The sequence below is a fragment of the Cobetia amphilecti genome (assembly GCF_032923285.1).
GTDB classification, from domain to species: Bacteria; Pseudomonadota; Gammaproteobacteria; order Pseudomonadales; family Halomonadaceae; genus Cobetia; species Cobetia amphilecti.
Genome location: NZ_CP136695.1, coordinates 769,123 through 795,662, shown reverse-complemented (window position 1 = coordinate 795,662; position 26,540 = coordinate 769,123). Strand labels below are relative to the sequence as shown.

General features: G+C 64.7%; 18 protein-coding genes. 6 read left to right on the top strand and 12 right to left on the bottom strand.

The genetic code is table 11. The features are described 5' to 3' along the window. Positions 1 to 4: 4 nt before the first annotated feature. The 4 genes from R1T44_RS03545 to R1T44_RS03530 form a co-directional block, all read right to left on the bottom strand. A complete protein-coding gene (locus R1T44_RS03545; protein WP_054555310.1) occupies positions 5 to 1,561 on the bottom strand; it encodes a sensor histidine kinase in 1,557 nt (518 codons plus the stop codon). Between the two features lie 1,089 nt (positions 1,562 to 2,650). Beyond that, complete coding sequence (gene argA / locus R1T44_RS03540) at positions 2,651 to 3,961, bottom strand: amino-acid N-acetyltransferase (protein WP_317292582.1); 1,311 nt, start codon at positions 3,959 to 3,961, stop codon at positions 2,651 to 2,653. 181 nt (positions 3,962 to 4,142) lie between these two features. Continuing rightward, a complete protein-coding gene (locus R1T44_RS03535) occupies positions 4,143 to 5,426 on the bottom strand; it encodes an inorganic phosphate transporter (RefSeq protein WP_043333714.1) in 1,284 nt (427 codons plus the stop codon). 40 nt (positions 5,427 to 5,466) lie between these two features. Then, complete coding sequence (locus R1T44_RS03530) at positions 5,467 to 6,147, bottom strand: TIGR00153 family protein (RefSeq protein ID WP_043333713.1); 681 nt, start codon at positions 6,145 to 6,147, stop codon at positions 5,467 to 5,469. A gap of 475 nt (positions 6,148 to 6,622) precedes the next feature. Here R1T44_RS03530 and R1T44_RS03525 point away from each other — a divergent pair, with 475 nt between their 5' ends. Together R1T44_RS03525 and R1T44_RS03520 are read left to right on the top strand one after the other, a co-directional pair. Then, entirely contained in the window at positions 6,623 to 7,633 is a 1,011-nt protein-coding gene (locus R1T44_RS03525) for a CYTH domain-containing protein (RefSeq protein WP_213113734.1), read from the top strand. A 149-nt stretch (positions 7,634 to 7,782) separates the two neighbouring features. Next, on the top strand, positions 7,783 to 8,841 hold the full coding sequence (locus R1T44_RS03520) for an ion transporter (RefSeq protein WP_213113733.1): 1,059 nt from the start codon (positions 7,783 to 7,785) through the stop codon (positions 8,839 to 8,841). Between the two features lie 144 nt (positions 8,842 to 8,985). Here the strand turns inward: R1T44_RS03520 and R1T44_RS03515 are convergent, their stop codons facing one another. Both R1T44_RS03515 and R1T44_RS03510 read right to left on the bottom strand, forming a co-directional pair. Then, positions 8,986 to 9,609, bottom strand: a complete 624-nt coding sequence (locus tag R1T44_RS03515; protein WP_054555307.1) for an L-threonylcarbamoyladenylate synthase — start codon at positions 9,607 to 9,609, stop codon at positions 8,986 to 8,988. Positions 9,610 to 9,674: 65 nt separating this feature from the next. Continuing rightward, positions 9,675 to 10,535 carry a PHP domain-containing protein gene (locus R1T44_RS03510; RefSeq protein ID WP_131432877.1) on the bottom strand — a complete coding sequence of 287 codons (861 nt, stop codon included), beginning with the start codon at positions 10,533 to 10,535 and terminating at the stop codon, positions 9,675 to 9,677. A 368-nt stretch (positions 10,536 to 10,903) separates the two neighbouring features. Between R1T44_RS03510 and R1T44_RS03505 the strand changes: the two genes are divergently transcribed. The 3 genes from R1T44_RS03505 to mnmC all read left to right on the top strand — a co-directional run bounded on the left by R1T44_RS03505 (position 10,904) and on the right by mnmC (position 14,253). Beyond that, positions 10,904 to 11,485 carry a septation protein A gene (locus R1T44_RS03505; RefSeq protein WP_043333711.1) on the top strand — a complete coding sequence of 194 codons (582 nt, stop codon included), beginning with the start codon at positions 10,904 to 10,906 and terminating at the stop codon, positions 11,483 to 11,485. Further along, a complete protein-coding gene (locus tag R1T44_RS03500; protein WP_043333710.1) occupies positions 11,485 to 11,784 on the top strand; it encodes a YciI family protein in 300 nt (99 codons plus the stop codon). Before R1T44_RS03505 ends, R1T44_RS03500 begins: the two co-directional genes overlap by 1 nt. A gap of 141 nt (positions 11,785 to 11,925) precedes the next feature. Then, the gene (gene mnmC / locus R1T44_RS03495) at positions 11,926 to 14,253 is read left to right on the top strand and encodes a bifunctional tRNA (5-methylaminomethyl-2-thiouridine)(34)-methyltransferase MnmD/FAD-dependent 5-carboxymethylaminomethyl-2-thiouridine(34) oxidoreductase MnmC (protein WP_394805764.1); all 2,328 of its coding nucleotides are present in this window, start codon (positions 11,926 to 11,928) and stop codon (positions 14,251 to 14,253) included. Positions 14,254 to 14,267: 14 nt separating this feature from the next. Here the strand turns inward: mnmC and R1T44_RS03490 are convergent, their stop codons facing one another. Continuing rightward, positions 14,268 to 15,005 carry a response regulator gene (locus R1T44_RS03490; protein ID WP_043333708.1) on the bottom strand — a complete coding sequence of 246 codons (738 nt, stop codon included), beginning with the start codon at positions 15,003 to 15,005 and terminating at the stop codon, positions 14,268 to 14,270. 65 nt (positions 15,006 to 15,070) lie between these two features. After that, on the bottom strand, positions 15,071 to 16,888 hold the full coding sequence (locus R1T44_RS03485; RefSeq protein ID WP_317292918.1) for a sensor histidine kinase: 1,818 nt from the start codon (positions 16,886 to 16,888) through the stop codon (positions 15,071 to 15,073). Positions 16,889 to 17,080: 192 nt separating this feature from the next. Between R1T44_RS03485 and R1T44_RS03480 the strand changes: the two genes are divergently transcribed. Beyond that, positions 17,081 to 18,391, top strand: coding sequence for a 2-hydroxycarboxylate transporter family protein (locus R1T44_RS03480; protein ID WP_054555304.1), 1,311 nt, complete (start codon positions 17,081 to 17,083; stop codon positions 18,389 to 18,391). Positions 18,392 to 18,554: 163 nt separating this feature from the next. Here R1T44_RS03480 and R1T44_RS03475 read toward each other — a convergent pair whose 3' ends face one another. The 4 genes from R1T44_RS03475 to smc form a co-directional block, all read right to left on the bottom strand. Then, a complete protein-coding gene (locus R1T44_RS03475; protein WP_043333752.1) occupies positions 18,555 to 18,833 on the bottom strand; it encodes a YheU family protein in 279 nt (92 codons plus the stop codon). 92 nt (positions 18,834 to 18,925) lie between these two features. Next, the gene (gene ligA, locus R1T44_RS03470; RefSeq protein ID WP_317292917.1) at positions 18,926 to 21,028 is read right to left on the bottom strand and encodes an NAD-dependent DNA ligase LigA; all 2,103 of its coding nucleotides are present in this window, start codon (positions 21,026 to 21,028) and stop codon (positions 18,926 to 18,928) included. 432 nt (positions 21,029 to 21,460) lie between these two features. Further along, positions 21,461 to 22,726 (bottom strand): cell division protein ZipA, encoded by a 1,266-nt coding sequence (locus R1T44_RS03465; RefSeq protein WP_317292581.1) that lies wholly within the window; start codon positions 22,724 to 22,726, stop codon positions 21,461 to 21,463. 260 nt (positions 22,727 to 22,986) lie between these two features. After that, on the bottom strand, positions 22,987 to 26,508 hold the full coding sequence (gene smc / locus R1T44_RS03460; RefSeq protein ID WP_317292580.1) for a chromosome segregation protein SMC: 3,522 nt from the start codon (positions 26,506 to 26,508) through the stop codon (positions 22,987 to 22,989). Positions 26,509 to 26,540 lie beyond the last annotated feature (32 nt).

Here is a 26,540-nt window from a genome sequence, read left to right as displayed (position 1 = left end):
CACTTCAGTTCCTTGCGTGCTTGATGGCGTTCAATGACGCCATTTCATGTGGTGTGGACTGCTGATCCGCTCCGGCGGCATCCCTGTCTGCCTGCGGTTCATGCTCGCTGCCTTCCCCTGACGTCAGCGAGCGACTCGGTGTCGGCAATGTCAGCCGGAAGCAGACATCCGCCTTGGGGTCATCCACCAGCGCCAATTGACCAAATTGGGCGCGGGCGCTGTCAGCGGCGACCGAGAGACCGATGCCGGAGCCCTTGAGCGGACCCTTGCGCTTCACCGCGCCCTGATAGAAGGGCTTGAACAGGTGGTCACGGTCCTGGGCGGCGATGGGTTCACCGCTGTTGGCGACTTCGATGATCAGCTTGCGACGCTCCTTGCGGGCTCTCAACCACAGGTCACCGCTGTCTTCGCCGTAGGCGATGGCGTTGGAGATCAGGTTGTCGAGAATACGCCCGGTACGCGGCCTGTCCGCCTCCCAACTGAGGCTGGCAGGCGGAAGATGCACGCGCATGCCTTTCTTTTCCAGTGCCAGGCGATGTTTTGCCAGCACTTCCTTGAACACTTCATGCACATCGAAACGACTCTGTTCGAGGCCCTGATTGTGCTGCAGCAGATTGTAGTCGAGGAGTTGCTCGATCAGCTTCTGCAATTCCTTGCTGGAGTCATCCAGCAGGCCAAGAATCTCGGTCTGGTGCGGACTCAGCGGCCCGGCGACCTCGTCGATCAGCAGGCCGGTGCCTTCACGGATGCTGGCCAGCGGGGTCTTGAGCTCATGCGACATGTGACGCAGGAACTGCTGCTTCTGCTCCTCGAGCTCATCCAGGCGCGTCGACAGCCAGTTGAGACGCTCACCCAGCTGCACCAGCTCCGCCGGGCCCTTGATGACGATGGGTCGCTCGCTGTCGGTACCGCTGCCCAGGCCATTGATGCGGCGCTCCAGCTGCCGGATGGGACGGATGATCAGCCAGGTGAAGAACAGCATCAACAGCAGACTGATGGAGACCAGCGCGGCGGTCTGCCACCACAGCTGATTCTTGACCTGGGAAGCGCGGGCGCGAATGCCTTCGATACGCGCATCGACGAGTTCACGCGTGGAGTTGAGCAGGCCGCTGGCCTGGATCGAGAAGGGCCCGAAGTCTTCCAGATGGCGACTGACCTGGTCGACGCTCATCTCGGGCATGCGCTCGAGCTGTGACAGCGTCGCCTTCAACTCGCTGACGCGAGGGTCGCCCTCGCCCAACAGGCGCGCCTGCTCATCCAGCAAGGTGCGGAAGCTGTTGGCCTTGTCGGCGTAGATCTTCATCAGATCGGGATTTTCCAGCACGGCGTACTGGCGGGCGCTACGCTCCATCTCGACGGCAAGATTGGTCAGCGTGCGGGCGCGGCGGGTCTGGTCGACGGCCTGGCGGGCACTGACATCCGCCAGTTCCGACAACTCCGACAGCGCCTGCCCTGCTTGAAACATGAGCACGGCAATCGGCAGCATCACCACCAGAAATGCCATCAGAACCAGCTGCGGCAGCGAGCGGGGACGCCAGCGTCGTGACACTGTGGAGGCCATGGAAAGAACTCTATGCAAGAAAGGGGTGGTCATCATCGAATCACGTCTTCCTAGAATACCAGAGTTCACCAGCGTCCATCGCGGTTGCCAGTTCGTTAATAAATATGACTCTTATTCAAATCATTACGCCGCCACGAGACAAACCGCCCCATTGGCAACGTTTCGCATGAAATTGTTGGCCATTCAGCGCTAGACGCACAAAAAAAAGAGGGCCGGCATAGCCGGCCCCAAGTACGCAGGGAACTGAAGGGTCAGTCATCACGTGGTGCCTCTGGTACCTGGAGACCAGAGGCACTACGTGATTGGCGGGTCTGACAGGTGGTCTGCCTGTCAGTCCCGGGAGAAAAGAACGTCACCTGGTGGTCGTTCCAGGTCAGTTGACGTTCACGCCGGACAGCGTCCGCGCTCCCTATCGGATGTGAAGCAGGGGGCAACACATCGCAATGTGGATGATCGAGTCGGATGGCTTGCCGACTTGCCCGCCTCGATCGTCAATTCGGGGATGACGGCAGCCAATCTCTCCGGCTACCGCATCGGTTTCGGGCATCCTTGCCCGGGCATCCTTGCCCTCAAGATACTGTCCATGCCCACCAGGGGCCGTACCTGTCTCATCGCAACCTGAAGTCACACATCGCGTGGAGCAGACGCTTGGCCTGTCAGCGATCACGGAGCGCACAGGGTAGTGAGTACCGTCATCGCTGGAAGGCCAGAGAAAGGGCCGGTGATGCACCTCATATCTCTTGCTCACGGTACCTATTGCCAAAGGCGTGCCATAAACGCGAAAACACATTACAAAACAATGACTTGAAATGGATATTACGACGACAGGCATGCCAATGTTGCCCAGGACGGCACACAGAGTCGTGTTTTACTGGCCGATTCGTCGCGATTTGCCAACACATATACGGGGCATGCTATTTTTCCCTTTTGAATCAATACCTTGAAACGTCTCCTTTGCAAGACAATCCCGCAAGGGGTGGGGGAAAACTGCGACACCTACGCAAGAACACCCGCTGATCAGCCCTCATTCAGGGGGTCATCAGCGGGTGTTCTCTGGGCGATTCACACTGGCAGGCAAGCGAGGTGTGACTAGAGCGACTTGAGCAATACCTTGGAGTTGCGCGCCGAGTTGTAGGCCTCGCGACGCATGGGCGGCAGGTCTTGCAGACCGGCCGACACGAAACCGTGCTCGATGAACCAGTGGACGGTATGGGTCGTCAGCGCATACAGACGCTCGACGCCGGCGCGACGCGCGCGCAGCTCGATCTCGGCCAGCAGCTGCTCGCCGCGCTGTCCGCGGCGATAGTCATCATGCACGGCCACGCAGGCCAGCTCGCCCATGGCGGCGTCACGGCTGAGATGCAGTGCCGCACACCCGATGATCATGCCATCGCGTTCCAGCACCACATAGTCGTCGATCTCATGTTCGAGACGCTCCCGCGAGCGGGCCACCAGGATGCCACGCTGCTCCAGCGGCCCCAGCAGCGCCAGCAGGCCACCGACATCCTCGAGCCGCGCCTTGCGCAGCTGCTCATAGCCCTGACGCGTGATCATGGTGCCGATGCCGTCACGGGTGAACAGCTCGCCCAGCAGGGCGTCACGGTCGCGCCAGCTCAACAGGTGAGTGCGCCCGACGCCGCGACGTGCGGCGCCACAGGCAGCGGCCAGGTGGCGCGACAGCTCGCTGTCGTCATCGCGGGGCGGCGCCATCACCGCGGCTTCCTCCGGATTGAGCTGACGCAGCAGCTCGCCGTCTTCGCCGAACAGGCCCTCCCCTTCGCCAAGCAGGATCAGCTTGTCAGCGGCCAGCGCCACGGCGGCGTGTTCGGCGACCTCAGCGGCGTCCAGATCGAACACCTCGCCGGTGCTGGAGTAGCCCAGCGGCGGCAGCACGACGATGGCCTGCTGCGAGAGCAGCCCCTGGATCGCCTCGCTGCGCACGCGGCGCACCTCGCCATCATGCAGGAAGTCGACGCCATGACGCACCCCCAGCGGCTTGGCCATCACCAGATTGCCGGAGACGGCGGAGAGCTCCACGCCATGCAGCGGCGTATTGGGCAGCCCCTGGGACAGACTCGCCTCAAGGCGCAGACGCAGCGTGGCGACCTGCTGCTCCAGATGGCCGAGAATCTCGCGCGTCACCACCCAGCGGCCCTGATGGCGGTCCGCCTCGATGCCGGCAGCCTGCAACGCCTCGGCCACCTGCGGACGCACCCCGAACACCACCACCAGCTTCACGCCGAGGGTATGCAGCAACGCCAGATCCTGTATCAACTGCGTTCGTCGTGATGAGGACAGGGCATCGCCCTCGATCAGAATGACGAAGGTGCGGCCGCGATGGGCATTGATATAGGGAGAGGAGTTGCGAAACCAGTCCGCGAAGGGGAAACGCGTGTTCAAGAGCCAGCTCCGGGCAGGAGAGAGGGAAAATGGCATGTCAGGCATGCCCATGAATCATCATATCAGCGCCGCAGCCTGCACGGCGAGCGGTGCCCCTGACATCCATGTGTCAGATACGAGAAAGGCGACCCGAAGGTCGCCTTTCTCGTTTTTCCAATTCAGCTCTGGATCATGCGTCGGCTTAGCCGAACATGCCCTTGAACATGAAGAAGAACAGGATCGACAGGATCGCGCCGGCCGGCAGAGTGATCAGCCAGGACATCACGATGGTGCCGATCACGCGCAGGTTGAGCGCTGCCATGCCGCGTGCCAGGCCCACCCCCAGCACCGCACCGACGAGGGTGTGGGTGGTGGAGATCGGCAGGCCGGTGCCGGAGGCCAGCACGACGGTCGAGGCGGCGGCCAGCGTGGCCGCGAAGCCGCGTGACGGCGTCAGCTCGGTAATGCCGGTGCCGACAGTGGCAATGACGCGACGACCATAGGTGACCAGGCCGACGACGATACCGCCGCCACCCAGCACGAGGACCCACCACGGCATGCTCGCCTTGGCGCCGATCTGACCGGCAGAGTCGACGACGCTGATGATGGCCGCCAGCGGACCGACCGCATTAGCCACGTCGTTGGAGCCGTGGGCGAAGGCCATCGCACAGGCGGTGAACATCATCAGCAGGCCGAATACCTTCTCGACGCCGCTGAAGTCGAAGTCGTCACCGGTGGCGCGATTCTTCTCCTTGAGGCGTGAACGCGCGACCTTGCGCTCCATCAGCACGCCGATACCCATCACGATGGCGCCGATGACGACGGCCAGCAGCAGGCTGGATTCGAAGCTCAGGTGCAGGCCGACATGCTTGAGGCCCTTGACCATGGTCACCATCGAGATGATGAAGCCGACCAGGAACATGTACATCGGCACGTAGCGCTTGGCGGCCGCGAACGGGTCTTCGTTGTCGAAGATCAGCGTCTGCACGGACTTGAACAGCACGAAGGCGATGGAGCCCGCCAGCAGCGGCGAGACCAGCCAGGAGGCCGCGATCTGACCGACCTTGGTCCATTCGACGGCATCCACGCCCAGACCCGCAGCGGAGAAGCCGACAATGGCGCCGACGATGGAGTGGGTGGTCGAGACCGGCCAGCCCTTCATGGAAGCGATCAGCAGCCAGATACCGGCGGCCAGCAGCGAGGCCAGCATGCCGTAGACCAGGAACTGTGGATTCTCGATCAGCAGTGACGGGTCGATGATGCCCTTGCGGATGGTGTCAGTCACCTCACCACCGGCAAGCCAGGCACCGAGGAATTCGAAGATCACGGCGATGATGATCGCCTGCTTGATGGTGATCGCCTTGGAACCTACCGAGGTTCCCATGGCATTGGCGACGTCATTCGCACCCACACCCCATGCCATGAAGAAACCGAACAGACAGGCAAGAATGACGAGCACATCGCCGTATTGAGCAATGATGGACATAGAAGACTCTTGGACAGATGGCAGGACGTCCTGATGGCGCTCAGCGCGCCATCAGGATCTGCAGTCGGGTACCGACCTTTTCCGCTTGGTCAGCCACATCGCCGACCCAATCGATGATCTTGTAGAGGAAGATCACATCGACGGGCGGGAGGCTAGCTTCCAGCGAGAACAGGGTCTGGCGGATGGCGATCTGCTGTTCGTCGGACTGCTTCTCGAGCTCATGCAGCTCGTTGATCAGCTTGTCGACCAGCTCGCTCATGTTGCGCCCGAAACCGGACTCGACGAGGTCTTCCAGTTCACCCAACGCACGACGCGCCTGGCAGACCGATTCGACCGCAGTCTTGAGATACTCACGCATGGCGGGCACCAGTGCGGTGGGTATCTGCATATGACGACCCAGCATGATCCCGGCGATGTCCTTGGTGACATTCGCGATGGAATCCTGGACATGGATCAGCTCGAGAAGGTCGGAGCGCGAGACCGGCAGGAACAGCGAGTTGGGCAGGTTGAGACGCAGCTGCGTCTTCAACTCGTCCGCTTCACGCTCCAGCCCGCTGATGGTCTTGCGAATGCTGGCTGCCTGCTCCCAATCACCCTGCTCGCAGGCGTCGAAGAAGGTCAGCAAGTGCTGGGCGCACTCGTCGGTCTTGATGATGTGGGTGTGCAGCGCCTTGAAAGGCGAGCGCCCGAACATCGAAGAGAAAGGGTTGGTCGTTACCATAGTGGCCGTCGGCGTTAAGGATTGACGCGCGGAGTGTAGCAAAGCCTTTGTGACGATCACATAACTTTCATCGTAACGTCATGATACCGCCATGCTGTTGTCATTTACGCAACAACAGCGGCAGTTCGGGGGAACACGAAGGATTCCAGAAGAGAGATTGTCATGTAGCGGCAGGACCCGTGGTCGCTGGCTTTATCCACTGTTCTTAATATAACCAAGGACGTGACGACAGGCAATTGCTGTCACTTCAATGTCATCATGCTGTCATATAAGTGTGATTCTGCCGACAGGCCGATATCCCGCATGCCCTTCCGCCCTCCCCGTGCTTGCCTTGCCGCGGGCCAGGCGCGAGCATGAGACACACGAGCCTTCGTCACCATGCACCACGCTTGCCGAAGGCTCTGCGGTCCTGGCGCCGCTGTCATCCTCATCCGTCAGCATCTGTCTTCTTTCATCCGTACAGGGAGTGCCCATCATGGCGCAGGAAATCGAACTCAAACTGGCACTGTCTCAACCCGTCATTGATCGCGATGCCATCCTGGAGACACTGGCGAGCATTGCAGAACTGGCAACGGTCGTCCCCAGGCGGCGCTGGCTGGCCAACACCTACTTCGACACCCCCGAGCATGCGCTGGAGCGCGCGCGCATGGCGCTGCGTCTGCGCCAGAGCGGTGAGGATGCCGACAGCACGGGCGCCCTGCGCCAGACGCTCAAGACCAGCGGCGAGAGCCATGGCGGACTGCATTCTCGCGGCGAATGGGAGTGGGAGCTGCCCGAGGGCCAGACCGGCCTCGACCTCGACGGCCTGCGTGGCCTGCCGCCCTTGCAGGCGCTGGAAGACGGCGCCCGCGAGCAGCTGCTGAGTGCGCTCGCGCCCAGCTTCAGCACCGATTTCGAGCGTCATGCCTGGCAGATCGACGTCAAGGCGACACGCAGCGACAAGAATGTGAGCGGTGAACAGGTCACCGTCGGCGTTGAGATGGCGCTGGACCTGGGCGCGGTGAAGGCCAGTGGTCGCGAAGTGGCCATCCAGGAGATCGAGCTCGAGCTGACCGGCGGCGAAGCACTCGCCCCCGAGGTGAGAGAAGGCGTGCTCTGGCAGCTGGCGGATTCACTGGCCAGCCGCCTGGCACTGCGCCCGGCGGATGCCAGCAAGGCCAAGCGCGGCGCGGCGCTGCGGGATGGCGAATGGCATGAGAAGACGCTGGATACCGCTGACCCCGGCGCGCTGCTGTCCGCCGCCATCGATGCGCTCGATGCGCACGCCGACCGCCAGGCGAAAGACGACCTCAAGTGGCACGCGCATGCGCTGGCCGCCCTGTCGGCCCTCGCATCACGGCTGGCCGCCAGCCAGCATCCCGGCCATATCCACGCGGTGGCGCTGGTCGAGGCGCTGGAAAGCAGCGACGGCGACGCCTCACAGGACTGGGCGACTCGCGACTTCGGCCAGCACAGCCTGTCACTGCTCGCGACGCTGCGCGGCTGAACCTCAAAACGACACTGACTGCCCAGCCGCCAGGCGCTAGACCACTGGCTGATGGACAACGGCCGGGCAGTCACTGAAGGTCATACTGAGACATCCCCGATACGCCCTGACATTCATCCGGCGTCGTCACGCCCGTCAAGGAAGCCTGCATGCCTGAACGCCAGGGCCCTGCCAATGAATATGGCAGCACGCCGCAAAGCCCCCCAGCGACACCCTCGCACCCCAGCGACTACGAGCCCGCGACAGGCCGCCTGCGCGCGCGGCTGTTCCACTGGATCTTCGAATCCGATACCAAGGCGGCCAAGGCCTTCGATATCGGCCTGATCCTGATGATCTTCGCCAGTGTCGCCGTGGTGATGCTCGACAGCGTGCCCTCGCTGAATGCGCAATACGGCGAGCTGTTCCGCATCATGGAATGGGGCTTCACGATCATCTTCACGCTGGAATACGCCGTCCGCCTCTACTGCCTGAAGCATCCCGGCACCTGGGCCAAGGGCTTCTACGGCGTGCTCGACCTGCTGTCGATTGCCCCAACCTGGCTGTCGCTGCTGATACCGGGCGCCCAGGCCCTGCTGGTGGTGCGCGTACTGCGTGTGCTGCGTCTGTTCCGCGTGCTGCGCCTGATGGCCTTCGTCGGCGAGGGCCGCATGCTGGTCGAGGCCATGACGCGCAGCCGGCGCAAGATCCTGCTGTTCTTCATCACCGTGCTCAGCATCGTCACGGTGTTCGGCGCCCTGATCTATCTGATCGAGCCGCCCGAGGCCGGCTTCACCTCCATCCCCAAGGCGCTCTACTGGGGCGTGGTGACGCTGACGACGGTGGGCTATGGCGACATCGCGCCCATCACGCCACTGGGGCAGTTCATCTCGGCGCTGATGATGATTCTCGGCTACTCGATTCTCGCCGTGCCCACCGGGGTATTCTCGGCCGAGGTTCTCAACGGCCTGCGCATGCAGCAGACCAGCGACGAAGCCTGCCCGGGCTGTGGTCGTGAAGGCCATGATCGCAACGCCAAGTACTGCAAGTTCTGCGGCACCTGGCTGGACGAGGATACCCGCGACCCGCGCGAACCGGAACCGGAGCCTGAACCTGAGACAGAACCGGAGCCCGAATCTGCGCCTGACGCAGAGACGCCATCGGACGATCAGCCAGAATCTCCCGATAGCGGGCCTCCCGAGAGCGGGCCTCCCGACCGCGACCGCAGCTGACGAAGCCGAGAATCACTCAGCACACGACAACGCCTCGGAAATGACTACGCCTCAGAAATGACAACGCCCCCGCGACCGCAAGGTCCGGGGGCGTCTTCGTATGGCAAGACGATGTCAGCGCCGTGAAGCGCTACGCTGTCGCGATCACTCCGTGAAGCTCGAGATATCGCCGCGCCCTTCGCGCACGATCACCGGCGGCAGCTCGCGCAGGTCCACCACACTGGTGGTCTCGAAGCTGCAGGCGCCGCCGTCGATGACCAGATCCAGCGCGTGTCCGAAGCGCTCGCGAATCTCTTCGGCGTCCGTCATCGGCAGTTCCTCGCCCGGCGGAATCAGCGTCACGCTCATCAGCGGTTCGCGATGGGTTTCCAGCAGGGCGTGGGTGATGGCGTGGTCCGGCACGCGCACGCCGATGGAGCGACGCTTGGGGTGCAGCAGCAGGCGCGGCACCTCGGAAGTCGCCTGCAGGATGAAGGTATAGGCGCCCGGGGTGTGACTCTTGAGCAGACGGAAGATGGCGTTGTCGACCTTGGCGTAGGTGCCGATTTCCGAGAGGTCAGAACACACCAGGGTGAAGTTGTGCTTGTCGTCCAGCTGACGCAGGCGCTTGATGCGCTCGATGGCCTTCTTCTCGCCCAGATGGCAACCCAGCGCGTAGCCGGAGTCGGTCGGATAGGCAATCACGCCACCCTGCTGGATGATGGCAACGGCCTGATCGATGAGGCGTTTCTGGGGATTTTCGGGATGAATCTGGAAGAACTGTCCCATGCGGTGCTCCTTGCGTCTGGGCGCCAGCCCGGCAGGCGGACTGGCGTCACGGTGATCTCTTGATATCACATGGAGGCAGCGTCGGCCGCAAAAAAGGGCGCGATGCGTGGATGACACCACACGGGCGGCACCTTGGTGCGGGGCGGCGGACTCATGCTGCCGGGCGCCAGCGGGCCGCCGGGGAAGTGGAAGTCACTGCCGACGGAGGCGTAGAGGCCCAGCTCATCGAGCTGACGCGCCAGGTCACGCGCGCGATCGATATTCTGGAAGCCGCTGACCAGTTCCGCGCCTTCGCCACCGGCGGCAATGAAGTCACGCAGCAGCTCGCCACGCTTGGTGCGCGTCAGCTTGTAGCGCATCGGGTGCGCCATCACGGCGATACCGCCATCGGCACGCACCCAGCCTACCGCCTCTTCCATCTCCGGCCAGTGCGCCTTGACGTCGCCTTTCTGACCCGCGCCAAGGTGCCGCTTGAAGGCGTCCTGCAGGTTGCGTGCAATCCCGGCCTCGACCAGCGCGCGGGCGAAATCCGGGCGTGACAGCGGGCGGTCGCCTGAGCCACTCAGCGTGGCCTGCTCACGGGCGCGCTCGAAGGCATTCTCGAGCCCGAGCTTTTCCATGCGCGTGGCGATCTCGTGGCTGCGGCGTTCACGCGCCTCGTGCTGCTGCTTGAGACCGGCACTCAGCGCATCGCCGGCGCCCTCGGGCATCAACGCCACGATGTGGATGGTCTGGTTGCGCCAGCGGACCGACAGCTCACAGCCGGGCAGCAACGAGATCCCCTCGGCGCGGGCGGCCTGCTGGGCCTCAAAGATGCCTTCCATGCTGTCGTGATCGGTCAGAGACATGCGTGACAGACCGCGCCGCGCGGCCAGCGCCACCAGCTCTGTCGGTGCCATGCCGCCATCGGAGGCGGTGGAATGCATGTGCAGGTCGATGTCCGGCACCTCGATATCGGAATCGAAGCGCTCCGGCAGCGGGCGAAACTCGATCGGCTTGCGGGTTGCGGAAATCGGCGAAGAGTCGGACGGGACGTCGGACACGGGGAACCTCTCGGGATGAACGTCTGTGCCACGCGATGCCTGAGATGCAGGCGATCCAGCGGGCCAGACGTCGGGCAGTATTGGCTGCGATGCGCGCCCGGACACACAGGGGCTTTGTCAGCAGGCAGCAATGGCGGCAGAATGAGCACATGCAGGCAGGGGTGCGCCGCTGGTGTCAGACAGGATACCACTCGCACAGGCCCTTGCCTTCCCGACGGCTGCGTCGTCGTGTTCAGGAGTGCGCATTACCCATGAAGATGTTGCTCGACTTTCTGCCGATCGTGATCTTCTTCGCCGTCTACAAGATGACTGGCGACATGATCATGGCTACCGCCGTGTTGATTCCCGCGACCCTTGCGCAGGTGCTGTACATCTACTGGCGCCACAAGCGCGTCGAGAAGATGCAGCTGGTCACCCTGGCGCTGGTCGTCGTGCTGGGTGGCGCGACCGTGCTGTTCGGCAACAGCTCCTTCATCCAGTGGAAGCCCACCGTGGTCAACTGGCTGTTCGCCGTCGCCTTCCTGCTGTCGCCGCTGTTCGGTGGCAAGCCGCTGGTGGAGCGCATGATGGAAAAGGCGATTCAGCTGCCGCGCCCCATCTGGCACCGCCTCAATCTGGCCTGGGTGGTATTCTTCCTCGCCATGGGCGGCCTCAACATCTACGTCTTCAGTCACTATTCGGAAGACATCTGGGTCGACTTCAAGCTGTTCGGCATGCTCGGTCTGACACTGCTGTTCGTCATCGTTCAGGGCGTCTACCTGTCCCGTCACATGGTGCAGGCCCCTCAGGAAGAGAACGCTTCCTCGACCAATTCTCAAAAGGATGATTCGTGATGCTCTACTCCATTGTCTGTCAGGACGTCGAAGGTAGCCTCGAAGCACGCATGGCGGCGCGTCCGCCGCATCTGGCACGTCTGGAGGCGCTGCACGCCGCCGGTCGTCTGGTCATCGCCGGCCCCAACCCGGCCATCGACAGCGAAGCTCCGGGCGAAGCCGGCTTCAGCGGCAGCGTCATCATCGCCGAGTTCGATTCCCTCGAAGACGCCCAGAAGTGGGCCGATGCCGATCCCTTCGTCATCGCCGGTGTCTATGAAAGCGCCGAAGTGAAGCCCTTCAAGCAGACCCTGCCCTAGCCCGGCGCCCGACCGGTCATCTGACCGGCGGTTTCTCACAGACGACGGACAGCCTGGCTGTCCGTCGTCTGCGTTGCAGGCCTTGCTCTGCCGCTGTCTCGCTGTGCTGCTCTCCCGCTCGACCTCCTGCCAGGAATGCCCGTGAACGACCACCCTTCCTCCCCCCGCCAGCCCGCTCCCGGCCAGTCAGCTCCTGATCAGGCCGCCTCGTCAGCCCGGAAGACTTCGCCGCAGCAAGCCCCGGCCACCGCGGCACGCAAGCCTGCCACAACGCCACCGAGCGCGATCGAGCCGGTCACGGCGCCCGGCGTAGTGCCGGACGTGCCACTGGCACCACTGGCGGCATTGGAGGAGGCACAGCTCGAGTGGGACGACACCGCGCCACAGGCCACCGATTACGGCGATGTGTACTTCTCGATCCACGATGGCCGCGCCGAGACCGTGCACGTCTTCCTCGACAGCAACCGGCTGAGCGAGCGCTTCCGTGACTGGCGGGAAGCGCGCCCCTTCGTGATCGGCGAGACCGGCTTCGGCACCGGCCTCAACATCCTGTGCGCCGCCCAGCGCTTTCTGGCAACGGCGCCCGCCGAGGCGCGCCTGCATGTCGTCTCGGTGGAAAAGCACCCGATGCGTGCCGCGGATCTCGAGCGGGCGCTGTCCGCCTGGCCGGATCTCGCCTCACTGGCGAAGCCGCTGGTCGCTCAATGGCCCGCTGCCGTCCTCGGCGTGCACCGCCTGTGGCTGGATGAGCGCATCACCCTGGACCTGCACTTCGGCGATGCGGTGGAGCGCCTGTCGCGCCTGGAAGGTGGCGTGGATGCCTGGTTCCTCGATGGCTTCTCGCCGTCGAAGAATCCGCAGATGTGGTCACCCGAGCTGTTCGCGGCCATGGCGGGTGTCTCGCGCCCCACGGCGACCTTCGCCACCTTCACCGCCGCGGGCTTCGTGCGGCGTGGCCTGCGCGCGGCAGGCTTCGTGTGGCGCAAGGTGCCCGGCCACGGCATGAAGCGCGAGATGATCTGCGGCGAGCTGGACGAACCGACCGCCGCCGCGCGCGCCGAACTGATGGGGCTTGATGCCTCACCCGCATCCGGCCATGCCCCCATGCAGGAGCACGCGGTGCGTGGCGCCCTTCATCCGCTGCGTCGTGAGCAGCCCTGGACCCAGCCCCCGCAGCCCGCGCCGATCGCTCGCGAGACGCATGTCGCGGTACTCGGCGCCGGTATCGCCGGCACCAGCTGCGCCGAGGCGCTGGCGCGGCGCGGCGTGCAGGTCACGCTGATCGATGCCGAAGCCCCCGGCGCACGCGCCTCCGGCAATCGCCAGGGTGCGCTCTACGTCAAGCTGGCCGCCGAGACCAATCCCGCCAGTCGCTTCCAGCTGGCCGCGCTGCAGTACAGCCGGCGCTGGCTGGCAAGCCTCGACCCTAAGCAGACCCTGTGGTCCGCCAGCGGCGTGCTGCAGCTGGCCACCAGTGAACGTGAGCGCAAGCGCCAGCAGCGCTTCCTCGACAATCACCCGCTGCCCGAGGCGCTGCTCAAGCCGGTCAGCGCCAGTGAGGCCAGCCGAATCGCCGGCAGCGAGATCGCCTTCGACGGCCTCTTCTATCCGGTCGCCGGCTGGGTGCGCCCCAGCGCACTCTGCCAGCATCTTGCCGCCACCCCGGGCATCCGCTTCCTGCAGGCGCGCATCGAGGCCATTCAGTCGCTGGAGGCCAAGGAAAGCGGGGCTACTGGCAACGGCGAGCCACGCTGGCAGCTGCAGATCAGCGACGGCAGCTGCATGGAAGTCGATCAACTGATTGTCGCGCTGGGGGAGCAGACTAATCTGCCCGAGCCGCTCGCACACCTGCCGCTGCAGCCGATTCGCGGCCAGGTCAGCGAGATCACGGTAGCGCCGGAACACGCCGCGCACCTGCCCGCGCTCGACAGCGTGGTCTGCGCCGGTGGCTATGTCTCGCCCTATCAGCGCCACGCCGATGGCAGCGTGACGCTCAGCTTCGGCGCGACCTTCGCCCCGCGCGATGAGGATGATGCGGTCCGCGAGGCGGACCACGCCGCCAATGTCGCGGAGCTGCGCAGTGCCCTGCCCGCCTTCGTCGCCGCCTGGGAGCAGGCGCGTGGCGTCAGGCTGGAAGACGATGACTGGCAGGGACGTGTCGCCTGGCGCGCCGCCAGCCCGGACAAGAGCCCGCTGGCCGGCCCGGCACCGGATGCCGCGCAATGGCGTGGGGACTACGCCGCCATGGCTTTCGATGCGAAAAAGCGCGTGCCGCAGTCGAGCGGCGCCCACCTGCCCGGCCTGTGGCTCTCCACCGCACACGGCTCACGCGGCTTCACCACCGCCCCGCTGTGCGCCGAACTGATCGCCTCGCAACTGTGTGGCGAGCCGCTGCCGCTGGAACGCGAACTGGCCGAGCACCTGCACCCGGGGCGTCGCCTGATCCGCGATATCGTCCAGCGGCGTTGAGAGGTCGGTATCACTCAGGCCTGACGGCACTGTCTGGACAGGGCCTGACGGTCGATGACCTGATAGGTGAAGGATGGCCGGCCGATCTGACCGTAGTGGAAGGCCTCGCTGAGCATGCCGCAGGCCGCGAGATGGCGCAGGTACTTGCGGATGGTCACTCGCGACATGCCGGTGGCAGGCAGCAACGCCTCACTGGTGAAGCTGCCTTCCTCGCGCGGCAGCGCCATGATGGCACTGGCCACCAAGGCAAGTGACGCCGCCGTCACGCCCTTGGGCAGGCGCCCCTCGGGTACCGCGCCCGCAGCGCCGCTGACCAGCCCTTGCACGCCGAAGAGCTGGTCCAGTTGTTGCTGGCTGACTTCACCCTCTAGGCTCTCCAGCTGCTGGCGCCCGCGACGCGCCAGTGCCAACGCCTGCTGAAAACGGGCGAAGCTGAAGGGTTTGACCAGGTAATCGCACACCCCGAGCGCATGTGCGCTGCGCACCGTGTCCGCCTCACTGGCGGCGGTGATCAGGATCACCTGGATATCGGGGGCGGCGTGGCGCCTCAGCCATCGCAACACTTCCAGCCCGCTGCGGCTGCGCAGATAGACATCCAGCAGCACCAGGTCCACCGCTTCCTGCGCCAGCACGTCGAGTGCCGTCGCGACATCCTCGCACTGGGCCACCAGGCGCATGCCGTCGATGCGACTGAGGTATTCGACATTGAGACGCATGACCATGGGGTCGTCTTCGACTATCAGCACACGCATGCGCTCTGGCTCCTTCATTGTGCAAATTCCGGCCGCAGCGCCATCCCGTGATGCGCGGCCCCCTATCAGGGCGCCGCGCCAGTCAGCAGTCGGCAAGGCAGGGTCAGCTCGACCAGGGTACCGCCGCCCGAGGGCGCATAGAGGTGCCATTCTCCCTCGCGCGCGGTCACGATTTCCTGTACCAGCGACAGGCCCAGCCCGCGGCCTTCCCCATGACTGCTCACCCCCGCCATGCGTGCCGTCTGCCTCAGCTCCGTCGGCATGCCGGGGCCGTTGTCCGCCACGCTGATCGACAACTGCGCCTCTGCCGACGCGTCCAGTGATTCCAGCATCAACCCCAGGGTCACAGACGGGGCGTGAGCGTCAGCGCCCACCTCCTCCAGCGCTTCGAAGGCATTGTCGAGCAGATTGCCGATCACGCTGACCAGATCATGACTCAAGCTACGCTCCAGTACCGGAAACTCGGCCTGAGCGCCCTCGTCCTGTGACATTCCCCACTCAGCGCAGCGGCCATGATGGCACTCGATCTCCAGCTCGACCGCCAGCGCGATGCCACGCTCGCGCGCCTCGCTGTGCTTGCCGATCAGAAGACCTGCCAGCAGAGGGTCCGCGATGCGCTCGGCGGCCGCGGCATCCGCCGGCAACTCCCGCTCCACCAGCAACGCAAGATAATCGCGCAGACCGGCGAGGTCCTGCATCTGTGTCAGGCCCGACAACACATGCAGCCGATTGCGGAACTCATGACGCGCGGCACGCAGTGACTCCGCCTGACGGCGGACGCCGGTCAGCTCCTCGGCGAGGCGCTGCATGCGGTCGTGCTCGCGCAGTACCAGCACGCCGCCCATCAGCAGCTCGCCATCATGCACTCGCTGGCAACGCACCAGCAATCGCCGCCCGCCGTGAGTCACCTGGCGCAAGCGGGTCTCCTCCTGCTCGCTCACTCGCTGGCGCGCAACAAGGCACTCACGCATGCCGGTGTCGGGCAACCAGTCATCAAGGCGCTCGCCCAGCGTCGGCAAGGCCCCCAACAACTCGCGCGCCGCGGCATTCACCAGCGTGATTCGCCCCTCGGGGTCGACCACGATGATGCCCTCTTCCAGGCTGGCCAGCACCGCCTGATGCTCTTCCACCAGGCGCGCGATGGCCGCCGGCTCCAGTCCCTTGAGCTGTCTGCGCAGATAGCGCGCAAGTCCCAGTGCGCCCAGCGTGCCGAACAGCATCAACACACCCAGTCCGAGCAGCAGCTGGCGCTTCTCATCGGCCAGACGCCGCCCCAGGGAATCCAGCGTGATACCGATGGCCACCGCACCGACGACGGCGCGCTCACCGCCCCTGGACGCATTCGCCATGACCGGAACGAAGCTGCGCAGGCTTTCGCCGAGCGTGCCGCGGGATTCGGAGAGGTAGGAGGCACCGGCAAGCGCACGCTGTTCGTCGCCACCCTGGAAGGGCTGCCCGATGCGTGCGGGGTCCGGGTGACTGAGCCGCAGGCCATCCGGGCGCATCACCACGATGAAGTCGACGGCATTCTCCTGACGCAGTCGCTCGATGCGTGCCGCCAGGCGGCTGTCCGCGACAGGAGGCGCAGCCTGCGGTGAGCTGGCCTCGCTCAGGGCAGAACGCACCTCGGGCAGACGCGCGATACGCTGGGCAAGAGCGGCAATGCGCTGGCCCTGAATCTCGCGCTGGGTCCGCTCCAGCTGGGCACTGAAGAGCCAGGCCGCGACCAGCAGGCTGACGATCACCATGCCGGCGGCGAGCAATGAGGTCAGCGCGCTCAGTCCGGGTTGGGAATGCCGCAACACGCCGGACAAGCCATGTGCCCCCTTGGTGGCATGGCCATTCGGCCCGGCGCATGGGCGAGCGGCAGCCGGCGCTTTCATAAGTTTCAAAAGGCTTTCTTTAATTCGCAAAACTTGGCCCTCGGGAGCCACACCGTAAGCTCCCTGTGACGCGCATCCAGTGCGCGAACATGATGTCCCTTCCCCGTCCCAAACGATCCCGCGATGCCACGCCAACGCGTCCGGGCATGACAACAGGTCCTGCAACGACAGAGTGCAGGACAAGGAGCATGCATGACACATTCCTCGCAGACCGCCACGGCCACGCCTGCCGCAGAGTCCCCCTGGCAGAAGACGCGCATCTTCGGCATGTCACTGCCGATCTTCGCCCTGTCCTTCCTGGTCCTGATTGCCGCCATCGCCACCGACACCCTGCCTGCCGGCATGATCGGCGCGCTGCTGGTCATGATGATTCTCGGGGAGCTGCTGGGCTTTCTAGGTGACCGCCTGCCGATCATCAACAGCTATCTGGGTGGCGGCGCCATTCTCGCCATCTTCGGTGCCGCAGCGCTGGTCTACAGCGGCTGGCTGCCGCAGGAGGTCACGGCGAATGTCAGTGAGTTCATGAAGGCCGGTGGCTTTCTGAACTTCTACATCGCGGCGCTGATCACCGGCAGCATTCTCGGCATGGACTCCCGCGTGCTGGTCAAGGTCGGGGCCCGCTTCGCGCTGCCGCTGCTGTGCTCGGTGCTGTTCGCGGCGCTCTTCGCGATGCTGGTCGGCTGGGTCATGGGCTTCTCGCCCAAGGATGCCGTCATGGTCATCGCGCTGCCCATCATGGGCGGCGGCATGGGGGCCGGCGCCGTACCGATGAGCCAGATCTACGAGCAGCTGCTGGGGCAACCGGCCAGCTACTATATCTCGATCCTGGTGCCGGCACTGGCCCTGGGCAATGTCTTCGCCATCATCATTGCCGGGCTGCTCAACGGGCTTGGCAAGCGCTTCCCGTCGCTGACCGGTGGCGGCCAGATGATGCCGGGCGTCAATGTCCGCGAAGAGAAGAGCACGCCTGACCTGTCCCAGCTGGGCATCGGCATGGTGATTGCCCTGAGCTTCTTCGTGGCCAGCCAGATTCTCGGAAAGGTCATTCCGCTGCACCCCTACGCGCTGATGATCATCGCGGTCGCCGTGCTCAAGTGCGCCAACCTGGTACCGGAGAACATCAATCAGGCCGCCGCTCAATGGTTCCGGTTCGTGGCAGGCAACTGGACCTTCGCGCTGCTGTTCGGCATCGGCGTGGCCTATACCGATCTGGGCCAGGTGATCGATGCCATCACCATCACCTACGTGGTGATCGTGTTCGGTGTCGTCGCGGGCGCCGCCTTCGGTGCGGGTCTGGTGGGCAAGCTGGTCGGCTTCTATCCCATCGAGTCGGCCATCACCGCTGGCCTGTGCATGGCCAACATGGGCGGCACGGGTGACGTCGCCGTACTCTCGGCGGCCAATCGCATGCAGCTGATGCCCTTCGCGCAGATTTCCTCGCGCCTGGGCGGGGCCTTGATTCTGCTGATCTCGAGCCTGGTCGTGCCGATGTGGTTCGCATGATCCGGCGCAGCGCCAGACGCCAATAGGCGCACCAAAGGGTGCAACAACAGGCGCTTCATGAACGACAACGCCCCTGGCCTGTGCCAGGGGCGTTGTCGTTTTCAGCCCTGGGGTCAAGGGCAGGGTCAGGGCATGCTCAACACAGCATGACCGCTGGCCGGGCTCAGTCGCCCTCTTCCTCATCGTCCGCCAGCTGGCGACCGAAGGACTGCCATTGCTCCAGCGTCATCACCTCGGTGGATTCGGTGCCGATGTCGTGGACGATCAACAGCTTGCCGCGTGACAGCTGGCCTTCCAGTTCCGCGACCCAGCCGGCCATGCCTTCACCGACATCGGTGGTGTCGTAGCCCTGGCGGGTGACGAAGGCTTCCAGCAGGGCGCGCCGTGTATCGGCGGGCAGCATGGTCTGCGGCACCTCGATGAAGCGGTCCCGCGGGTCCATCTGATCAAGTGGCATCTGGCTCATGGGTAGCTCCTGTCCATCATCAGGGTGGCGTGGCGCCGCCTGCGGTGCATCGTTCAGCGTATCCGTACTCATGCATCCTCTCCCGCGCTGTCTTGCGCGCTGTCCTGCACATTGGCTTGCGGATTGTCCTGCTGTGCATCAGCACCGGATTCCCATTCGGCCAGGCGCTTCACGAAGGTCTCTTCGTCCAGCACCGTGAGGCCCAGCTGCATGGCTTTCTCGAGCTTGCTGCCCGCTGCCTCGCCGGCGACCACACCGGCGGTCTTCTTCGAGACACTGCCCGCCACCTTGGCGCCCAGCGCCTGCAGACGTGCCTTGCCTTCATCACGCGTCATGCTGTCGAGGCTGCCGGTCAGCACCCAGGTCTGGCCTGCCAGCGGCTGGGGGCGCTCACCGATCTCGACCTCTTCCCAGCTCAGGCCGCAGGCGAGCAACGCATCCAGCGTCTCGTTGTTGGTCGGCTGCTGGAAGAAGGTATGGATATGCGCGGCGACGATGGGGCCGACATCTTCCACCGCTTCCAGCGCGGCCTGATCCGCTGCACGCAGCGCTTCCAGGGTGCCGAAGTGCGTGGCCAGATTCGCGGCGGTGGCTTCACCGACTTCCCGAATGCCGAGGGCGTAGATGAAACGTGCCAGGGTGGTGTTGCGGCTCTTGTCCAGCGAGGCGACCAGATTGGCGGCGGACTTCTCGCCCATGCGCGGCAGCTCGGCCAGGGTGGCAGCTTCCAGGTGGAACAGGTCTGCCGGCGTCTTGACCAGCTCACGCTCGATCAGCTGCTCGATCAGCTTCTCACCGAGGCCATCGACATCCAGCGCCTTGCGGCTGGAGAAGTGCTTGAGGGCTTCCTTGCGCTGCGCGGCGCAGATCAGTCCGCCCGCGCAGCGTGCCACCACCTCGCCTTCGAGGCGCTCGATCTCGGAGCCGCATACCGGGCAGCCGTCCGGCAGCACGATGGCTTCACGGCTGGCACCTTCACTGGCGACCCGCACCACCTGCGGGATGACGTCGCCGGCGCGCCGAATGATGACACTGTCACCGATCTGCACGCCGAGGCGTTCCACCTCGTCCATGTTGTGCAGTGTGGCATTGGAGACCACCACACCGGCGACCTGCACCGGTGCCAGCCGGGCGACCGGTGTCAGCGCGCCAGTGCGTCCGACCTGAAAATCGACGCCCTCCAGGGTGGTTTCCTGCTCCTGCGCCGGGTACTTGTAGGCGATGGCCCAGCGCGGGGCGCGCGCCACGAAGCCCAGTTCACGCTGCAGACGCAGTGCATCGAGCTTGATGACCGCGCCATCGATGTCGTGATCGAGGCCATCCCGCTGCTCGCCGAGGCGGCGGGTGTAGTCGATGATGCCCTGAGCGCCGCGCACCACCTCAAGCTGCGGGCTGGTGCGGAAGCCATAGTCGTTGAGCAGCGCCATCAGACCGGAATGATTCTGGCCGGCCTCGCTGGCGAGCAGCGCATCATCCACCCGCGCGACCTGATAGGCGCAGAATTCCAGCGGACGCGAGGCGGCGATATTGGAATCCAGCTGGCGCAGGCTGCCGGCGGCGGCATTGCGCGGGTTGGCGAACACCTTGCCATCCTCGTCGCGGCCGCGCGCGTTCAGCGCCTCGAAGCCAGCGTGGCTCATGTAGACCTCGCCGCGCACTTCCAGCAGCTCCGGCAGATCATCGCCCCGCAGCTTGAGCGGAATCGAGCGGATGGTGCGCAGATTGGTGGTGATGCCTTCGCCGGTGCGGCCATCGCCGCGCGTCACGCCTTGCACCAGCACGCCATTCTCGTAGATGAGCGACACGGCCAGGCCATCGAGCTTGGGCTCGCAGCAGAAGCTCAGCTCGTCACCCGCGTCCTGAGCGTCTCCCAGCTCCAGCGTTTTCGCCGCACGTTGCACGAAGGCACGCAGCTCGTCGTCATCGAAGGCGTTGTTGAGCGACAGCATCGGCACCGCATGCTGCACTTCCTCGAAGCCGCTGGCCGGTGCGGCTCCGACGCGCTGGGTGGGCGATTCCGAGCTGATCAGCTGGGGATATTCGGCTTCCAGCGCCTCGAGACGGCGCAGGCGCGTGTCGTAGTCGGCATCGGTCAGCGTCGGATCATCCAGCACATAATAGCGATGGCTGGCTTCGAGCAGCTCGCGATGCAGCTGCGCGACCTCCTCCATCAGCTTGGCTGGCACGCCTTCCACCGCGGCCGGAGCAGCGGAGCGAGAAGCGCTCGAGGCGTTGGGTTCATCGGCGGGCGCCGAAAACAGATCATCCTGGGCTGACATGACACTCACTCGAAACAGTGGCTCGCCAGCACTGCCAGAAGGCAGCGCTGAGCGACCTGAAAACGGGTGGCGCCCCCTCCGACCTGACGCACTTGCAAGAGCTTGCAAAGACTTGCAGGCAGAGGGGTCGCCTTGATGCTGCCATTGTACTCAATGTGATCGACAGGCCACACATTCAAGCACTTCTGGCGACTGGCAGGGGCTGGCAGGGGCCGTCAGAGGCTGCAAGAGGTCGGCAGGACATGAAAACGCCAACGGCGACCCGAAGGTCGCCGTTGGCGTTCTGGCATGACTGATCGACTCAGAGAATGGCTGGGGAGTCGATCAGTTGGCCTGGTAGCGATGCAGACGATTGCGACGCTCGAACTCGTGCACCTGCTGGCGCTTGAACTCGATGGTCTGGGCCGTCATCACGCTGTGGTTCTCGTCTTTCAGCTCACCACCCAGACGACGCACCAGCAGCATGGCGATCTCGACCATGGTCTCGAAGGCGGCGGAGGTGTCGTCCGCGCCCGGCAGCGGCATCAGGAAGGTGACGCCATCCAGCTGGCTGTCCACCATCTCGGCCGGCTTGAAGATGCCCGGCTTGACCACGTTGGCCATCGCGAACTGCAGCGGGCTGTCGTCGTCATCTTCCTCGTGGCGCAGGAACAGCCCCATCTCGGAATGACGCAGACCACAGGCCAGCGAGATGCCCAGCACGTCTTCACCACTGAAGCCTTCATCGCCGCGCGCCATCACCGAGATGATGATGACTTCACTGGCATCGGCCAGGGTGTCACGTGCGAGCTGGTCATCGACCTGATTGCGTTCGGCACGCAGAACCAGCGGATGACGATCATCCTCGGGGGCTGTCGCATCGGCAGCAGGCGCTGTGGCCGCTTCCAGTGAAGGTTCCTGGCGCTGGGAAGCACTGTCGGCGACCTCGGCCGGCTTGCCAGCGGAGGACGCCTCAGTTCTGGCATCCTGACCTTCCTCGATCTCGGCCATCGGCTCGAGATCATCGGCCTGGGTGGAGGAGACGCTGATGCTGTCGTCCTCGGCGGTGATCACCGGCTTCTCATGGAAGTCGTCTTCGCGCGCCGTCTCGGCCTGCTCGCTGGAGGCACTGCCGAGCACGGGCTCACGATGCGCATCGTCGTACTCATGCTCATCATCACGCCGTGCGCCCAGACTGGCCGTCACGTCGCGCATTGACTGGCTGGCACGTGCACCGAAGGCAGCCGCACGCTCGCCGAAGCCCTTGCGCTCCGGCGCTTCACGACGCTCCATGGGCTGCGCCGGACGACTCGGTTGAGTCACCCGCGAGGCCTTGATGCCGTGCGCATTGTCGAGCACGACATCTTCCTCGTCCTCGGCATGCGTCTCGGAATCGCCAACCACCCGGTAGCCGCCGTTCGGCAGCTCCCAGTTGTCACGTTCTTCCTCTTCTTCCACCGCGGGATTGCCCGCATCGTCGGTGGAATCCTCGGTACCCGCTCGATCCAGTCGGGGTACTCGACGTTGACGTTGGAGCCTGCGCACACCGTCAACGACGATGATTGCGACCAGCACCAACCCCAACAAGATGAGCCACTCTCTCAATTCCATGGGTCATTAGCCTGTTTGCTTGGGCACCATGCACGTGAACAGCATAGCGCGATTGCAGAAAAAGGGGACATTTTTTCGAATGTCAATCCTGTGGTGGTGACCTGCGCAATCGCCCTTCAATTATCCCTGACTGACACTATGACGCAAACTCGTAGTGCTTTCGATCTCTAGATGCAACACGATCTTGCCAACTAGGCCGCCAAGGCGGCCACTGGCTACCGCGCCGGAGGATGACCTTGCCCTCCTGAACGGCTTTTCCCTCACGCTTCGGCAAGCACGGCAGCTTCTTCTATCCCTACAGAGACAAGGCGCGAGACGCCGGGTTCCTGCATGGTGACACCCATCAGCCGATCTGCCGCTTCCATGGCGATCTTGTTATGGGTGATATAGATGAACTGTACGCTTTCCGACATCTCCTTCACCAGCCTCGCATAGCGTCCGACGTTGGCATCATCCAGTGGTGCATCCACCTCATCGAGCATGCAGAACGGGGCCGGATTGAGCTGGAAGATGGCGAAGACCAGCGCCAGTGCCGTCAGTGCCTTCTCGCCGCCTGACAGCAGGTGAATGGTGGAGTTTTTCTTGCCCGGTGGCCGCGCCATGATCGCGACTCCCGTCTCCAGCAAATCATCACCAGTCAGCGTCAACCATGCGGTTCCGCCCCCGAAGATCTTGGGGAAAAGCGCCTGGATTCCTGCATTGACCTTGTCGAAGGTGTCCTTGAAGCGCACCCGTGTTTCCTGGTCAATCTTGCGGATGGCGCGCTCGAGGGTCTCCAGCGCTTCGCTCAGCTCGGCATGCTGGGCTTCCAGATAGTTGCGACGCTCGGCCTGCTGGTCGTATTCCTCGATGGCCGCCAGGTTGATGGCCCCCAGCCGCTTGATGCGTTCGCCGATCTGCTCGAGGTTGTGGCTCCAGGCCGATTCGGTGGCATTGGGGTCCAGCTCGTCCTCGAGCTGCGTGATCGCCGCTTCGTCATAGCCCAGTTCCACCAGCTGCTCGTCCTGCGCATCGCCCTTGAGGGTCAGCGCCTGCACCTGCATACGGCCTTCCTCGAGGCGCTGGCGAATCCCCTCGAGATTGCGCTCATGAGTCTGGCGCGCCTGTTCTGCCTGACGCATCTGTTCGACCAATTCATGAGTCTTGTCACGACAGGCGTTGAGCTTGGTTTCCTGATACAGACGTGTCTCGAGCAGCATCTCGAGCTTTTCGCGCTCTTCTTCCTGCGGCAGCGAGGCCTCTTCGCGGCTGGCCTCGAGCATCTCGATGCGCTCGGCGAGCTTCTCGCGCTGCTCGACGGCTCGCATGCGCTGGCCCTGCATGCCATCACGCTCGGTGGTCAGGCGCTGACGCTCCATGTCGAGACGGTTGACCTGCTCGCGCGCGGGCGCCAGCTGGGCACGCAACCCGGCCAGCGCCTCCTGATGTTCGCGCCGTGAACGCTCCAGCGACTCACGCGACTGGGCGTTGTTCTCGACCGCCTCCAATGCCTGCTGCCAGCGCTCGCGCGCCTCCTCCAGCGTCAGGGCCTGAGTCTCGCGCGTTTCCGCCAGCTGCTCGAGCTCCTCATCCAGCTCACGAGCGCGACCATCGACATGCTCCAGGCGGCTGGCGATGCCGGCCTCCTTGAGACTGAGTTCACGCTGGCGCTCGCCCAGCTCGCGCTCTTCGACGCGCAGATGCTCGAGCTGCTGCTCGGCGCCGGCAATCTGTTCGGCGGCTGCGGCCAGACGCGCCTCGATCTCCTCGAGACGCTCATCCAGTGACTCGAGTTCCAGCACGACCTGCTCGAGGCGCGCCCGCTGGGCGATGACGCTATCGGCACGTTCACCGGCCACCTGACGGCGGCTCCAGCCCTGCCCCAACCACAGACCATCCGGCGTCAGCACGCTCTCGTGCGCGGCCAGCGACTCACGCCTGGCCCAGGCGGCTGCCTGCGACTCGACACAGTGGATGCTGGCCAGCCAACCGGCCAAGGCATCCGCGCCGCTCACCTGCGCCGCCAGGGTGCCGGCGGGGCGGGCTGCCGCGCTGGACGCCGGCGTGCCATCGACCAGCAACAGCTCGCCGCCGGGCAGCTCATCCATCAGCGTGGCCAGCCGCGACGGATCGCTCGCCGCCAGGCGCGCCTTGAGGAAGGGGCCCAGCACCCAGGCACTGGCCGATTCCCAGCCCTCGGCGACCTCGAGCCCCTCGGCCAGCGCCGGGGTCTCGGCGAGCCCATGCTGCTCCAGATGGCTCGCCAGGCTGTCATCGTCGTCACGCAGCGCCGCGTCGATCAGTGCCTCAAGCGAGGCCTTCTCGCCCTGCAGGACATTGCGACGCTGGCGCAGCTGATCGCGCTCTCCATCCAGCGCCAGACGATCGGCCTGGGCCTGCTCACGGGCTTCACTGGCCTGCTCGCGGCGCGACTCCAGTGATTCGCCGCTGAGCGACAATTCATCGAGCTGCTCGCGCAGCTCCTCGCGGGCTTCACGCAGCTCGGCGACATCCGGCAGCTCCGCCAGCTGCTGGCGACGGCGCTCGCGCTGGCGCTCGGCGTCGGCGATGGCATTCTCGAGCTGCTGGATCTCGCTCTGGGCCCGCTCGGCGCCACGCTGGGATTCGTTGTCGGCCTGACTGAAGCGCTCCCACTCGCTCTGGCTGTCCTGGCGGCGCTCTTCGGCCTCCTCCAATGACAGCTCGAGCCCTTCGAGGGTCTCGCGGGCCAGCTCGAGTTCCGGGGCGATGTCTTCCAGGCGCGCATCGATCATCTCGAGGCGCTCACCGTCCTCACCCTCGACGCGCTGGATGTCGCTCAGCTCGCGGCGGGCCATCTCGAGGTCCGCCGCCAGCTGCTGCTCACGGGTGCGAGCGTGCTCGAGACTCTGCTCGAGGCGCGCGATCTGGGCGCCGGTCTCATAGAAGGCGGCCTGATGGGTTTCCAGCTCACCGGCCAGCTCGTCGTGCTGATAGCGCTGCTCTTCCAGTTGGCTCTCGCACTGACGCTGACCGAGAACCTCGCGCTCGACGCCGGTTTCCAGCTCCGCGACGCGTGACTGCTGCTCGCGCTGCTGCGCACGCAGGCCCCGCCGACGCAGCACGGCCAGCTCGCCCTTGAGGCGGTATTCGTCCTGCTTGAGGGTCTGATAGCGCTTGGCGGCCTCGGCCTGACGCTTGAGGCGCTCGAGCTGCTTGTCGAGCTCCTCACGCAGGTCATCCAGGCGCTCCATGTTCTCCTGGGTGCGCTTCATGCGGTTCTCGGTCTCGCGGCGGCGCTCCTTGTACTTGGAGATGCCCGCGGCTTCCTCGAGGGTGCTGCGCAGGTCATCCGGGCGCGCCTCGATCAGCTGCGAGATCATGCCCTGACCGATGATGGAGTAGGAGCGCGGCCCGAGGCCGGTACCGAGGAAGACGTCAGCGATATCACGCCGGCGACATTTCTGGCCATTGAGGAAGTAGCCGGACTGGCCATCGCGCGTCACCAGACGCTTGACGGCGATCTCGGCGTACTCGGACCAGGCGCCCCCGAGGCTGCCATCGGCATTGTCGAAGGTCAGCTCGATGGAGGCCTGCCCCACCGGCTTGCGCCCGGTGGAGCCATTGAAGATGACATCCGTCATCGACTCGCCACGCAGATTCTTGGCGCTGGACTCGCCCATCACCCAGCGCACAGCATCGATGACGTTCGATTTCCCGCAGCCGTTGGGGCCGAGAATCGCCGTCATGTTGCTGTCGAAGGGCACGGTGACCGGATCGACGAAGGATTTGAAGCCGACCAGCTTGATCGATTTGAGCCGCATTGCGCCTGGCGCGTCCTTGAGTCTGGAGAAAG